A 13,337-nucleotide genomic window follows, 5' to 3' on the forward strand; every position below is an offset into this window, starting at 1 on the left:
CCCCCCTCCCGCCCGAGCCGCCCCCGCCCCGCCCGCTTGCCCCTTCCACAGCCGGCGGCGCGCATCGCATCGAGACGCTGGAGGAACTCGACATCCGGCCGCGCGAGGCGGCAGCGGATCTCGGCCCCGACGCGCTTTCGCCGGTTCTGGGCGGAGGGCGCGAGCCGGGCCTTGCGATCCGGCGCGGCACGCTGGTTCACAAGCTTCTGCAGATCCTGCCCGACATCGCGAGCGAGGACCGGGAAGAGCGCGCGCGACTGTTTCTCGACGTGGCGGGCGCCTTCCTGCCGGAGGAGGAGCGGGAGGCGGTGCTGGCCAAGACCTGCGGCCTCCTGAAAGACCCGCGCTTCGCCGCCTATTTCGCGGACGGAAGTCGGGCGGAAGTCTCGGTCTCCGGCCGGCTGGAGCTGGGCGGCCATTCCTATGTCGTGAACGGCTCGATCGACCGGCTGCGCGTTGAAGACGGGGTGGTTCGCATCCTCGACTATAAGACGAACAGAGTGTTCACCGATCGGCCGGAGGAGGTTCCCCCGCCCTACGTGCTTCAGCTCGCGCTCTATCGCGAACTGTTGAAGCCCTTGTACCCGCAAGCGGAAATCCGCGCTGCTCTGCTCTACACCGAGGGGCCGGCGCTGGTGGAAATCCCGGCCGAGGCGCTGGACCGGGCACTGGCCGCGCGCGCCAAGCGGGCGGAAGGGGGCGAGGCCCGGGGCTAAGGCCGGCGCGCGCTTGAAGCCGGGCCTCCGGCCATCTACCTATGGTGCACCGAACGCGCCGGCCCGTTGCCGAGTCGCGCTCTTTCTCTCCCATGCCGGGCGCGCTTGAGCCCGGCGTCTCACCGGAGCCGACACATGGCCACGAAGAAGACCGACAACAGCAACTTCCAGTCCGACGTCCTCCAGAACGCCAAGCCCGTGGTGGTGGATTTCTGGGCGGAGTGGTGCGGCCCCTGCAAGATGATCGCCCCGGCCTTGGAAGAGATTTCCGAAGAGATGGGCGCCGTCGACATCGTGAAGGTGAATATCGACGAGAACCCGGACCTCGCCGCCCAGTTCGGCGTGCGCTCGATCCCGACGCTCATGCTCTTCAAGAACGGCGAGCAGGCCTCGGTCCAGGTCGGCGCGGCCCCGAAGTCCAAGCTCGTCGCCTGGATCAATTCCAACGTCGCCGCCTGATCCAAGGCAGACGCCCGAATGCAGAAAGCCCGCGCTCCGGCGCGGGCTTTTTCGTGCGCTTTTCTGGGTGGCAAGCAGGCCGCTCAGCGCGGCGCGAGGCCGCTTTCGCGCAGGACCTCGCCGACGAGATAAAGCGAGCCGCAGACGAGGAAGCGCGGCGCGGGGCTCGACTGCCAGCCGGTGGACACCAGCCGGATCGCCTCTTCCACGCTGTCGCAGGGCTCGGCCTCGAGGCCCGCCTCGCTCGCCGCGTCCGCCAGCTCGTCGGCCGACAGGCCGCTGTCGGACGAGCGGATGGGCACGGTGAAGACATGCCGCGCCATGCCGGCGAAGGCCTCGAAGAAGCCGACCGGCTCCTTTGTGTTGAGCATACCGGTGATAAGGAAGAGCGGCCGCTGCACGCGGTCTTCCATATCGGCCAGCGCCTCGGCCACCACGGTTCCCGCACCCGGATTGTGGCCGCCGTCGAGCCAGAGTTCCGAGCCCGGCACGCAGAGATCGAACAAGCGTCCCGAGGTGACGCGCTGCAGCCGGCCCGGCCATTCTACCCGCGTCAGCCCCGCCTCGATCGCCGCCTGGGACGGGTCGAAGCCCGCCGCGCGCAGCGCCGCGATGGCAGTGGCGGCGTTGCCGATCTGGTGCCGGCCGGCCAGGCGCGGCATGGGCAGGTCGAGAAGGCCGCGCTCGTCCTGAAACACGAGGCGCCCGTGCTCCTCGTAGGCGAGGAAATCCTGCCCGTAGACATGCACTTGGGCGCCGGTGCGCTGGGCCTGTGTGCACAGGACGTCGAGCGCGCCCGTACTGGTCTGCGGGCCGATCACCACCGGCGCGCCGCGCTTGAAGATGCCGGCCTTCTCGGCCGCGATCTGTTCCACCGTGTCACCAAGAAAGCTCTGGTGGTCGAGCGAGATGGAGGTGACCACGCTGACCGCCGGCTTTCCGATCACGTTGGTCGCGTCGAAGCGCCCGCCGAGCCCGACTTCCAGAAGAACCGCGTCGGCCGGGTTCTCGGAGAAGAGCAGGAAAGTAACCGCCGTCAGAAGCTCGAAGACGGTGATGGGCCTGTCCGCGTTGGCGCTGGCGACCCGCCGGATCGCCTCCGCCAGCGCCTCGTCGGAAACGAGTTCGCCGCGCCCGCCGGCCCGGCCGATCCGGTAGCGCTCGTGCCAGTCGACGAGATGGGGCGAGGTGTGGACATGCGCGGCCTTGCCCGCCGCCTCCAGGATCGCGCGGCAGAAGGCGGTGGTGGAGCCCTTGCCGTTCGTGCCGGCAATGTGGATCACGGGCGCGAGCCTGTCCTGCGGCGCGCCGAGATCGGCGAGCAGCCGGACGATCCGATCGAGCTTCAGGTCGAAGCCCTTGGGATGAAGCTCGAGAAGCTTGCCGATCTCCCGATCGGCAAGGCTGGGGGCGGATGTCACGGGCGCTCTGTCTCTCAGGCCGATTCCAGCGCGGCGGCAGCCTCGCCGCCCGCCTCCGGGGGCGGGGGTAGAAGCGCGACGGGCGTCTTGGTCAGCACCTTCAGGAGCCGGGCGATCGTGCCCTTCAGCTCGTGCCGGTGGACCACCATGTCCACCATTCCGTGTTCCATCAGATATTCCGAGCGCTGGAAGCCCTCGGGCAGCTTCTCGCGGATCGTCTGCTCGATCACGCGCGCGCCGGCAAAGCCGATCACCGCGCCGGGCTCGGCGATGTGCACGTCTCCCAGCATCGCGTAGGAGGCGGTGACGCCGCCCGTGGTCGGATTGGTGAGGATGACGATGTAGGGAAGGCCGGCATCCTTCACCATGTCCACCGCGACCGTGGTGCGCGGCAGCTGCATGAGCGACAGGATGCCCTCCTGCATGCGCGCGCCGCCCGAGCCGGCGAAGAGGACGAGGGGGCGCTTGCGGTCCACCGCCGTCTCGGCGGCGGTGACGATCGCCTCGCCCGCCGCCATGCCGAGCGAGCCGCCCATGAAGGCGAAGTCCTGCACGGCGGCGACGACCGGCAGCGTCTCGATCTCGCCGGCGGCCACCAGCACGGAATCCTCGAGGCCCGTCTTGGCCTTATATTCCTTCAGCCGGTCCGTGTAGCGCTTGGAATCGCGGAACTTCAGCGGGTCGAGCGGCACCTTCTCCAGAGCGATCTCCTCGAAGACGCCGTTGTCGAAGAAATGCGTCAGCCGGTCCCGCGCCCCGATCTTCATGTGGACGTTGGAGGACGGGATGACGAACTGGTTCGCCTCCAGATCCTTGTGGAACACCATCTCACCCGTTTCCGGGCACTTGATCCAGAGATTCTCCGGCACCTCGCGCGAGGGCTGGCCGAGAAGGCTGGTGAGCTTGGGGCGGACGTAGTTGGTGATCCAGTTCATCGGGACGATCCCTCGAAAGTCATGCGGCCCGGAGAAGGGCTGGAAAGGCTGAGATGGCGGCTGGCTCAGGCCGCCGCAAGCTTGCACTCGGACAGGCCATCGGCGAGTTCACGCACCAGCGAGGTCACGGCTTCCACCATAGCAGGCGTGCCGCCCTCGACCGCCGCCTCCAAGGCCGCGACGAGCGCGGAGCCGACCACGACGCCATCGGCATGGCGGCCGATGGCGCGGGCCTGCTCGGCCGTGCGCACGCCGAAGCCGACGCAGACCGGAAGGCTCGTCTGCCCCTTGATGCGCTGCACCGCAGCCGAGACGGCCGAGGCGTCCGGTGCGGCGGAGCCGGTGATGCCGTTGATCGAGACGTAGTAGACGAAGCCCGACGTGTTCTTCAAAACGGCGGGAAGGCGCTTCTCGTCGGTTGTGGGCGTGGCGAGGCGCACGAAGTTGAGCCCGCCCCGCACGGCGGGAAGGCAGAGTTCGTCGTCCATCTCGGGCGGCAGGTCCACGACGATCAGCCCGTCGACCCCGGCGGACTTGGCGTCCGCCACGAAGCGCTCGACGCCGTAGATATAGACCGGGTTGAAGTAGCCCATGAGGATGATCGGCGTCGCCGCGTCGCCCTCGCGGAAGGCGCGGACGGTCTCCAGCGTGCGCGCCAGCGTCTCGCCGCCTTGCAGGGCGCGCAGGCCGGCGCGCTGGATGGCCGGGCCGTCCGCCATCGGGTCGGAAAAGGGCATGCCGAGTTCGATGAGGTCGGCGCCCGCCGCCGGCAGGGCATTCAGCACCGCCAGGGTCGTCTCGCCATCCGGGTCCCCCGCCATGATGAAGGTCACGAGCGCGGGCCGGCCCTCGGCCTGAAGGGCGGCAAAGCGCGTCTCGATGCGTGTCGTCATGGGAAAGCCTCGCGCCCGGTTCGTCATCCAATATTCGTCAAGGGGATGCGATACAGGCGTCCGCGATCCATCTCAAGGTGGCGGCGTCCGCGCGAAGCGGCGTTCCGAGGATCGCCGGCATCTCGTAGGGGTGCAGCTCGCGCACCACGTCCGCCACGCGGTCAAAAAGTTCGGCCCGTGTCTTGATCGCCAGCGGCACTTCCACCGCTCGCTCGATCGCGCCGTTCCAGTGGAAGCGGCTCTCGATCGGCGCGCCGATCCGGCAGCAGGCCGCCAGGTTCTGACCCAGCAGCGCATCCGCGATCTCGTGCGCCGTCGCCGGGTCCGGGCATGTTACGTCGATCGAGATCGCCTGCATCTCAGTACCACCCTTCCGCCAGCTCCCGAGACAGATAATCCGCCTCGGTGCCCCCGTTCATCACCGTCGCCACATAGGCGTCGCGCTCGAAGGCGATCGGCACGAGTTCCCAGACGCAGGCCATGAGCGGCCGATCCACCGGCTCGAACCCGGCTTGCGCCGAGCCCAGCGGCGCGCGCCACAGGCGCTCCGCCAGGATACCGCCCGCCATCCACCAGTGGAGCAGCAGCCAGACAGCCTCCTCGCCCCGATGCAGAATGGCGAAACCCACATGCCCCGGGCCGGGCGCATGGGCTGCCAGAACGTATTTCGCCCGCTCGATCGAGACCGGACCCAGAGCGGCGCCCTCGACCTCGATCCCGTAGAGCTTGAGCGCCGTCTCGTTCGCGATCGTCCGGCCGAGCGACCGGATGCGCCGGGGCCGATATCGCTCCTGGGTGACGGCGCTCATGGGTTCCTAGATCTCCAGCCCCATGGACTTGGCGATCGTGTGCACATCCTTGTCGCCCCGGCCCGACAGGCAGAGGACGATGGACTGGTCCGGGCGCATGGTGGGCGCGAGTTTGGCGACATGGGCGAGGCCATGGGCCGATTCCAGCGCCGGAATGATGCCCTCCAGACGGGTGCAGAGGTGGAACGCGTCCACCGCTTCCCTGTCCGTCACCGGCACGTAGGACACGCGGCCTGTGTCGCGCAGCCAGGCGTGCTCGGGGCCGACCCCGGGATAGTCGAGACCGGCCGAAATGGAATGGCCTTCCAGGATCTGCCCGTGCTCGTCCTGCAGGAGATAGGTGCGGTTGCCATGGAGGACGCCGGGGCGCCCGCCGCTCATGGAGGCGGCATGGCCGTTCTCGACCTCCAGCCCGTGGCCGCCCGCTTCCGCGCCGAAGATGGCGACGGAGGGATCGTCCAGGAAGGCGCGGAACATGCCGATGGCGTTGGAGCCGCCGCCGACGCAGGCGACCACCGCGTCCGGCAGCGCGCCCGTCTCTTCCAGCATCTGACGCCGCGTCTCGTCGCCGATGATCTGCTGAAAGTCACGCACCATGGCGGGATAGGGATGCGGCCCAGCGGCGGTGCCGATCAGGTAGTAGGTGTCCTCGACATTGGTCACCCAGTCGCGCAGTGCCTCGTTCATCGCGTCCTTCAGCGTGCCGGCGCCGGCCGTCACCGCCCGCACCTCGGCGCCGAGCAGCTTCATGCGGAAGACGTTGGGCTTCTGGCGCTCCACGTCGGTCGCGCCCATGAAGACGACGCAGGGCATACCGAAGCGGGCGCAGACGGTCGCCGTCGCCACGCCGTGCTGGCCGGCGCCGGTCTCGGCGATGATGCGCGTCTTGCCCATGCGCCGCGCGAGCAGGATCTGCCCGAGGCAATTGTTGATCTTATGGGAGCCGGTGTGGTTCAGCTCCTCGCGCTTGAAATAAACGCGAGCGCCGCCGAACTCGCGCGTCAGCCGCTCGGCGAAATAGAGCGGGCTCGGACGGCCGGTATAGTGCGTTTGCAGGTCGGCGAGCTCGGCGAGGAAGCCCTCGTCGGTCTTGGCCGCCTTATAAGCCGCTTCCAGATCCAGAATGATCGGCATCAGCGTTTCTGCGACGAAGCGCCCGCCGAACAGGCCGAAGAGACCTTCCTCGTTCGGGCCGAGCTTGAAGGAGTTGGGGATCGGGATCTCGGTCATGCGAAGCGTCGCTCAAGGCTGGAGGAAGCGTCGGGCACATCGGCCGCCGAGGCGGCGTCGAGCGCGTCGAAAAGATGGTGAATGAGGCCCGCGTCCTTCTGGCCCGGCGCGCTTTCCACGCCGGAGGAAACGTCGAGCCCCTGCGGGCGCACGCGGCGCACGGCTTCCCCGACATTCGTCGGATTGATGCCGCCCGAAAGAAGAAAGCGGCGATCCTCGCCCAGCGCGTCGAGCAGGTCCCAGTCGAAGGACACGCCGTTGCCGCCGGGGAGAACCGAGCCCTTGGGCCGCTTGGCGTCGAGCAGGATGCGGTCGGCCACGGGGCGAAAGCGGGCGACCGCCTCCAGATCCTCGCGTGTCGAAACCGAGATCGCCTTCATCACGGGAAGCCCGGTCAGCGCCGCAATCTCAGCGACGCGGGCGGGCGACTCGGAGCCGTGCAGCTGCAGCGTGTCGGGCCGCAGGCGGCTGGCGATGCGCGTCAGCGTCTCGTCGTCGGCATTCACGGTGACGACGGTGACCGCCGCCCGGCCCGCGACATGGGCACGAAGGCGCATCATCGCCTCCAGCTCCAGATGGCGCGGGCTGGGGGCGAAATGGATAAAGCCGATCTCCGCGCCGCCGCGCCCCAGCACGGTGTCGATATCGGCCTCGGTCTTCAGTCCGCAGATCTTGATATGCGGTCGTGTCACGCGTCCATCCCGGTTCGAAACACTCGACGTGGCCTGTGGTTCGAAGCTCATGTGAAAGAAGTCTTATCGCCCTCGAATGCGGCGAGTGTAAAGCATAGGACGTCGATCACAGCGCCTTTTGCGCGGGGTCGGACGAAAAGCGCCAGGCATGGAGGCCGGAGCCCTCCGCCCGCAGCCAGTTCCGCCCCGCATCCATGCCCGGGCAGAGCGTGCGGCATAGCGCCCAGAAGCGCGGCCCGTGGTTCATTTCCCTGAGATGCGCCATCTCGTGCGCCACGAGATAGTCCAGCACGAAGGGCGGCGCCATGACGATGCGCCAGGAGAAGGACAGTCGGCGGTCGGCCGTGCAGGAGCCCCAGCGGCTGGTCGTGTCCTTCAGCGAAAGGGCGCGCGGGCGAAGGCCGACCGCGCCGGCATGGCGTTCCACCGCCGCCTCCAGATCGCGCCGCGCCTCGCGCTTCAGAGCGTCGGCGATGCGCCGTCCGGTGTGGGCCGCCTCGCCCCCGACATGGAGAATCCAAAGCTCGCCCTCAGCCAAAGGAGGGTCGAGCCGCGCCAGTCGGCGGGCGGGGTCGTGCGCGATCAGCAGCGTGCCGCCACGAAACGGCAGGTGCACGCCGCCTGCCACGATCTCGGGCTCCGGGCCGAGCCGCTCCTCCACCCAGCCGCGATGGCGCTCCAGAAAATCGAGGATCGTGGCGCGCGCCGTGCGGCGCGGCACGGTCAGCCGCACGCCGACGCCGCCCGGCGCGATGCGCAGCACGATGCGCCGGGCGGTGGGATGCTCGCGCACCTCCAGCGGCACGCGCCGTTCGGCGACGAGCAGCGCATCCGGCAGGACGGGCTTGCGAGCGGTGGGGAGAAGACGTTTCAAGAAACCCGGCATCCGGTCTCGGTGGGCCGATCGGCCAGTCAGGAAAGAAGCGCTGGGGCCGGCCGAACAGGCCACTCCCTATCCACCGTTTTAAGGGCTTCGCTCGTCGGCGAAAAGCGGGCGGCGGACAAGAAAAAAGCCGCCGGGCGAACCGGCGGCCTCTTCTTACATCGTTGGCGGGCGCGTTAGCCTCGCACGACGTCCGCATCCACCGCGCCGGCGCGGCGGCCGCGCTGGCTCATGAAGCGGTCGAACTCCTCGCGATCCTTGGCGCGGCGCAGTTCGCGTGCATAGGACTCGAACTCGGCGCCGGCGTCGTCCAGCCGGCGGCGCTCCTCGTCGAGGCGCTTCAGCTCGGCGTCGCGCCATTCGTCGAAGGCGAGGTTGCCGGTGGCGGTGGCGGTGGCGGTGGCCCCGAAGGGAACCCGGGCGCCCGAGCGGCGGAAGCCGTCCACGACCCGGTCGGTCGCGCGGTTCACGTCGAAGCGGAACGCCTCCAGCCGGTCGCCCCAGAAGATGTAGGCGAGAACGGCGAGGCCGAGCGGCCAGTAGGCCATGAAGCCCAGAACCATCAGCGCGATCGTCGCGGGGGTCCAGGCGGGGCGGATCAATGCGTGAGACTTCATCTGGCGATATCCATCAACCGAAAGCCCATGGGCAGCGGGCGGCGATCCCATACCCAAAATGGGATCGCCTCCAGCGCGATTCAACATCCCGCGCCGGTTCGATCGATCGCCCTTCGCGGGCGAGGCCCGTCAGGACTTGCGCTTGACCTTGCGCAGCGCCTTCATCAGGCCGGACGCGCCCTTGGCCGACACTTCGTCCTCCACGCCTTGCGGATGGCCGAACTCGACGGCGCGCATCTCCGCCGCCTCGGCAGCAAGCTCGATCGGATCGACCGGCGGCGCAAGGTCCATCATGGCCTCGGCGGGAACGGATGCTTTGTCGCCGGCGGGCGCAGGGTCGCTTTCGGCAGGCGCTGCGGCGGCATCCTTCGAAGCCGGCGCGGCGGGCGCCGAACCGGCTGAGGCGGCGCGTCGGGCGCGCGCCTCCAGCCCGTGCGTCAGCGCGAAATCGACGATGCGCGGCGCGATCTCGGCGCGGAAGCGCGAGCCGTTGAAGACGCCGTAATGACCGACCTTGGGCTGGAGATAGTGGACGCGCATGTCGTCGGGAATGTTGCGGCAGAGCGTCTGCGCGGCCTCTGTCTGGCCGACGCCGGAAATGTCGTCGTTCTCGCCCTCGACGGTCAAAAGCGCGGTCTGCGTGATCTTGCCCATGTCGAGGCGGAGGCCGCGATGGGTGATCTCGCCTTTGGGCAGCGAATGCTTGATGAAGACCTCCTCCACCGTCTGGAGGTAGAACTCGGCGGTGAGGTCCATCACCGCGTTGTACTCGTCATAGAAGACGCGGTGCTTCTCGGCTGAGTCGCCGTCGTTCTTCACCAGATGCCAGAAGAAGTCCTTATGGGCGATCAGGTGCCGGTCGAGGTTCATCGACATGAAGCCGGTGAGCTGCAGGAAGCCGGGGTAGACGTCGCGCAGGAAGCCGGGATGGGGAAACGGCACCTTCATGACGACATTGTCGCGGAACCAGTCGATGCCCTTGGACTCGGCCAGCCGGTTCACTCCGGTCGGGTTGACGCGCGTGTCGATCGGGCCGCCCATCAGGGTCATCGTGGCGGGCGCGGCGGCGTCCTCCTCGTGCGCCATACGCGCGGCCGCCATCATGACCGGCACCGCCGGTTGGCAGACACCGATCACATGCGTGTCCGGGCCCAGGAAATGCAGCATCTCGATGACGTAGTCGACATAGTCGTCGAGGTCGAAGCGACCCGCCGCCAGCGGCACGAGGCGCGCGTCGATCCAGTCGGTGATGTAGATGTCGCCATAGGGCAGAAGCGCCTCGACCGTGCCGCGCAGAAGCGTGGCGTAGTGGCCCGACATTGGGGCGACGATCAGGAAGCGCGGGTCGGCGCGGCGCCCGGGCGGCAGGGCGCGCTCGAAATGAACGAGATTGGCGAAGGGCTTGGCCAGCACCGTGCGGTCCACCACCGGCACCCGCAACCCGTCCACCAGCGTGTCGTGGATCATCCATTCCGGCTTTTCGTAGACGCGGGTGGTGCGCTCGAAAAGTTCGGCCATGGCCGCCACCGTGCGGCCCATCTCGGTCTGCGACAGCGGGTTCAGCGGGTTCTGGTAGAAGGTGCGCGTCGCGTCCGCCACGGCGCGGAATGGGGCGAGAACGGCATGATTCCATTCGTAAAGTTCGTACACGACGCTTCACTCCCTCTTCCGGCGGCAAGGCCGCGACCGAAATCGACCGCATCCTACGCTGCAATTGCAATCTTTTCCTTGCACGCTCGTTCCCCCGCGCCGGAAAGGAACCGGGCGCCCACTTTCCCGCAAGCTCACGATGGCCGCTAAAGCCAGCGGATCATGAGGCGGTGCCGGTCGGGCGAAACGCTTGGCGGACATTCGGCATCGAAGCGCTTGCGCAGGGCTGGCGTCCAGTCGACGGGGTCGACCGCCATGAACCCGTGCCGTCCGTAGAACTCGGCCCCGAAGCCCCCGCCGAGCGGGGCCAGAACGCCCATGGCCCGGCAGAAGAACCAGCGCGCCCGGTCCGCGACCGAACCGAGCAGCGCCGCCGGCGTGCCATCCGGCGCGAGGGTCGGATCGACGCGGAGCGCCGCGATCCAGAAACAGCCTTCCGCCCCCTCCCCGCCCGAACCCTCGGGATCGAGACTAGACAGGGGCGCTGCGGCCGCGAACCCGACGGGTTCACCAGGGTTTATATCAGCCACGAAGACCTCGTACCGCGGGAGAAAGCGCTTGAGGTCGGCGAGCGTCCTCGGCTCGCACTCCGCCCGCTCCGCCATCGCCTCGATCCGGGCGAGGGCTTCGAGGTCTCCGGGCTCCATCCCGCGCAGCCGCAGGGCCGGCGCGGGCGCGGGGGTCAATCCTCCAGCCCCTCGATGATCAAAATATCCGCCGTCGAGACCGCCTCGCGGATGGCCTTCGCGGCCTGATATTCGGGGGAGCGGTAGCAGGCGAGCGCCTCCTCCATGGAGGGGAACTCGATCACCACGTTGCGGGCGCGGCTCTGGCCTTCCAGCGGCTGGAAAGGGCCGCCGCGCGCCAGGAACTTCGCGCCGTGGCGCTTCATTGCGGGGGCGGCCGTCGCGATATAGTCGGGGTAGCGCTCGGGGTCGTCCACGTCCACATGGGCGATCCAATAGGCTTTCGGCATGACGCATCTCCCTTCGCGCGCCGCCGGACGCCGGCGGCGTGTCCACCTTGTCTTGTCAGACGCCGCGCATCTCCGCCAGGATGGCGCGGGCGGCGGCGAGCGGATCGGGCGCGGCGACGATAGGGCGCGCCACCACGAGATGCGAGGCGCCGGCGCGCAGCGCATCGGCCGGCGTCACCACGCGCTTCTGGTCTCCCGCGTCCGCGCCAGCCGGGCGGATACCGGGCGTCACCACGGCCATATCCCCGCCGATCAGCTTGCGCAGCAGGCCGGCTTCCGCCGCCGAGGCGACGATGCCGCCGAGCCCGGCGTCCTTTGCCTGCTGCGCCCGCCGCACCACCAGTTCCTCGACGCTCATCTCGATGCCGGCTTCGCGAAGATCGTCCTGCCCGAGCGAGGTCATGACGGTGACGCCGAGAACGCAGAGCGCGGAGCCCCGCGCGCCGGCCGCAGCCGCGCGAAGCACCTGCGGATAGGCATGCACGGTGGTCATGGTCACGCCCATGGCGGCGATGGCCTCGATGCCCTTTTCCACCGTGTTGGCGATGTCGTTGAGCTTGAGGTCGAGAAAGACCTTCTTGCCCATGCGAACCAGATCGGCCGCCAGCGGCAAGCCGCCGGAAAAGCCGAGCTGGTAGCCGATCTTGTAGAAGGAGACAGTGTCGCCCAGCGTCTCGATCAGCGCTTCGGCCTCCGCGCGGCCGGACAGGTCGAGGCCGACGATCAGGCGGTCGTCGGCGAGGATGGGATGGGCGTTCGCGCTCAGGATGGAGACTCCCCTGGAATGTCGACGGTGACGGTGGTGCCGCTCGTCTGGGAACTGACGTCGATTCGGGCCTCCAGCCCGCGCACCAGGGATAGCACGATTCGCCCGCCCAGCCCCCCGGCGCCGCGCGCGGGAGGCTCGGACGCCTCCTCCACCGCTTCGCCGTCCGTCTCCGCCCTCGCCTGGAGCCTGCCGCCGCTCGCCTGCGCCAGGCTCGTCGCCACTTCGCGTGCGACATCGCCTTCCCGCGACATGGCCACCGCCTCGCCGACCCGCTGGCCGCCGCTCGACTTCGTTTCCGCCCCGTGCGGCCAGTGCGCGGCCGGCGGCAGGCCGATGCCGTCGTCGGTCACGGTAAGGCGGATGACGCCGGAGGAGAGCATCTTCAGCCGGGCTTCCACCAGCCCTTCGTCGCGCCCTTTGAAGGCGTGCTTCAGCGCGTTGGTCAGAAGCTCGGAAAACAGGAGGCCGATGCGCGCTGCGCGCTCCACGTCGATGTCGATCGCGTCGCAATCGACATTCACCCGCACCGAGCGGCGCCCGTCGAGATAACCGATGGTCGAGGCGATGCGGCTGATATAGGCGCCGAGCGGAATGCGCTGCGAGCGCGTCGAGCCGACGCCGGCCTCCGTCATCTCCTGATAGAGGAGTTGCAGGCTCTCGATGCGGCGCGCCAGCGTGTCGAAGGCCTCGCCGCTCGTATGGGCGCGCGACTGCATGCGGATCATGCCGATGATCATGGCCAGGTGGTTCTTCACCCGGTGCTGGATCTCGCCGAGCGAGGTGTCGCCCCGCAGCACCCCGGTCTCCACTTCGGCCGCGTCCGCATCCTGCCCGTTGGACAGGTCGCGCTGCACGCCGAGGAAGCACTGAAGCTGGCCGCTCGTGTCGTAGAGCGGCGTGATCAGCAGGCGGTTGAGGAATTTGGTGCCGTCCGCCCTGTAGTTCAGGAGGTCGATCGTGATGTCGCGCTCTTCGCGCAGCGCCTCTCCGATCTGGCGCACGGCGTCCGGGTCGGTGTCGGGCCCTTGCAGGAAACGGCAGTTGCGTCCGATCACGGCTTCCACCGTGTAGCGCGAAATGCGCGCGAAGGCTTGGTTGGCGTAGACGATGGGGTTGTCGTCCAGATGCGGATTGGTCAGGACGAGCGCCAGAGGCAACTTGGCGAGAGCCGCCGTCGTCATTCCATCCGGCATGCCGATAGTGGTCGTGTCGGTTTCCGGTCGATCCATGCCCTATCCCTGGGTGCCGCGAAGAACGGCACGTTCAAGGTGAATATCGTGGCGGCTA

General features: G+C 68.5%; 16 protein-coding genes. 2 read left to right on the top strand and 14 right to left on the bottom strand.

All coding sequences use genetic code 11. The annotated features are described in order from the left end of the window. Together AUL32_RS09870 and trxA are read left to right on the top strand one after the other, a co-directional pair. Positions 1–716 (top strand): PD-(D/E)XK nuclease family protein (locus AUL32_RS09870; protein ID WP_192847448.1); only part of this gene is annotated, 716 nt, incomplete at its 5' end. A gap of 135 nt (positions 717–851) precedes the next feature. Next, a complete protein-coding gene (trxA, locus tag AUL32_RS09875; protein WP_061972671.1) occupies positions 852–1,175 on the top strand; it encodes a thioredoxin in 324 nt (107 codons plus the stop codon). 83 nt (positions 1,176–1,258) lie between these two features. Here the strand turns inward: trxA and AUL32_RS09880 are convergent, their stop codons facing one another. From AUL32_RS09880 to AUL32_RS09945, 14 genes are all read right to left on the bottom strand, one after another. After that, on the bottom strand, positions 1,259–2,596 hold the full coding sequence (locus AUL32_RS09880; RefSeq protein WP_062114315.1) for a bifunctional folylpolyglutamate synthase/dihydrofolate synthase: 1,338 nt from the start codon (positions 2,594–2,596) through the stop codon (positions 1,259–1,261). A 14-nt stretch (positions 2,597–2,610) separates the two neighbouring features. After that, entirely contained in the window at positions 2,611–3,531 is a 921-nt protein-coding gene (accD, locus tag AUL32_RS09885; protein ID WP_062114317.1) for an acetyl-CoA carboxylase, carboxyltransferase subunit beta, read from the bottom strand. A 65-nt stretch (positions 3,532–3,596) separates the two neighbouring features. Continuing rightward, entirely contained in the window at positions 3,597–4,424 is an 828-nt protein-coding gene (gene trpA / locus AUL32_RS09890; protein ID WP_062114528.1) for a tryptophan synthase subunit alpha, read from the bottom strand. A 37-nt stretch (positions 4,425–4,461) separates the two neighbouring features. Then, a complete protein-coding gene (gene cutA, locus AUL32_RS09895; protein ID WP_062114319.1) occupies positions 4,462–4,782 on the bottom strand; it encodes a divalent-cation tolerance protein CutA in 321 nt (106 codons plus the stop codon). A gap of 1 nt (position 4,783) precedes the next feature. Then, positions 4,784–5,233, bottom strand: coding sequence for a hypothetical protein (locus tag AUL32_RS09900; protein WP_062114322.1), 450 nt, complete (start codon positions 5,231–5,233; stop codon positions 4,784–4,786). Positions 5,234–5,239: 6 nt separating this feature from the next. Beyond that, the gene (gene trpB / locus AUL32_RS09905) at positions 5,240–6,463 is read right to left on the bottom strand and encodes a tryptophan synthase subunit beta (RefSeq protein WP_061972680.1); all 1,224 of its coding nucleotides are present in this window, start codon (positions 6,461–6,463) and stop codon (positions 5,240–5,242) included. Next, the gene (locus AUL32_RS09910; protein WP_062114531.1) at positions 6,460–7,155 is read right to left on the bottom strand and encodes a phosphoribosylanthranilate isomerase; all 696 of its coding nucleotides are present in this window, start codon (positions 7,153–7,155) and stop codon (positions 6,460–6,462) included. The genes trpB and AUL32_RS09910 overlap by 4 nt, the downstream gene beginning before the upstream one ends. 106 nt (positions 7,156–7,261) lie before the next feature. Beyond that, entirely contained in the window at positions 7,262–8,029 is a 768-nt protein-coding gene (locus AUL32_RS09915; RefSeq protein ID WP_244497773.1) for a M48 family metallopeptidase, read from the bottom strand. A 185-nt stretch (positions 8,030–8,214) separates the two neighbouring features. Continuing rightward, positions 8,215–8,655 carry a DUF2852 domain-containing protein gene (locus tag AUL32_RS09920; RefSeq protein WP_062114327.1) on the bottom strand — a complete coding sequence of 147 codons (441 nt, stop codon included), beginning with the start codon at positions 8,653–8,655 and terminating at the stop codon, positions 8,215–8,217. Positions 8,656–8,784: 129 nt separating this feature from the next. Then, positions 8,785–10,305, bottom strand: a complete 1,521-nt coding sequence (locus tag AUL32_RS09925; RefSeq protein ID WP_062114330.1) for a polyhydroxyalkanoate depolymerase — start codon at positions 10,303–10,305, stop codon at positions 8,785–8,787. Positions 10,306–10,451: 146 nt separating this feature from the next. Beyond that, positions 10,452–10,991, bottom strand: a complete 540-nt coding sequence (locus AUL32_RS09930) for a GNAT family N-acetyltransferase (RefSeq protein WP_062114333.1) — start codon at positions 10,989–10,991, stop codon at positions 10,452–10,454. Then, complete coding sequence (locus AUL32_RS09935) at positions 10,988–11,281, bottom strand: DUF1330 domain-containing protein (protein ID WP_062114335.1); 294 nt, start codon at positions 11,279–11,281, stop codon at positions 10,988–10,990. The genes AUL32_RS09930 and AUL32_RS09935 overlap by 4 nt, the downstream gene beginning before the upstream one ends. Before the next feature lie 55 nt (positions 11,282–11,336). Continuing rightward, complete coding sequence (gene pyrF, locus AUL32_RS09940; RefSeq protein ID WP_062114534.1) at positions 11,337–12,026, bottom strand: orotidine-5'-phosphate decarboxylase; 690 nt, start codon at positions 12,024–12,026, stop codon at positions 11,337–11,339. A gap of 17 nt (positions 12,027–12,043) precedes the next feature. Continuing rightward, positions 12,044–13,279: a PAS domain-containing protein gene (locus AUL32_RS09945; RefSeq protein WP_062114338.1), complete on the bottom strand. Its 1,236-nt coding sequence runs from the start codon at positions 13,277–13,279 to the stop codon at positions 12,044–12,046. Between the last annotated feature and the right edge of the window lie 58 nt (positions 13,280–13,337).

The sequence above is a fragment of the Aureimonas sp. AU40 genome (assembly GCF_001463785.1).
Taxonomy (GTDB): domain Bacteria; phylum Pseudomonadota; class Alphaproteobacteria; order Rhizobiales; family Rhizobiaceae; genus Aureimonas.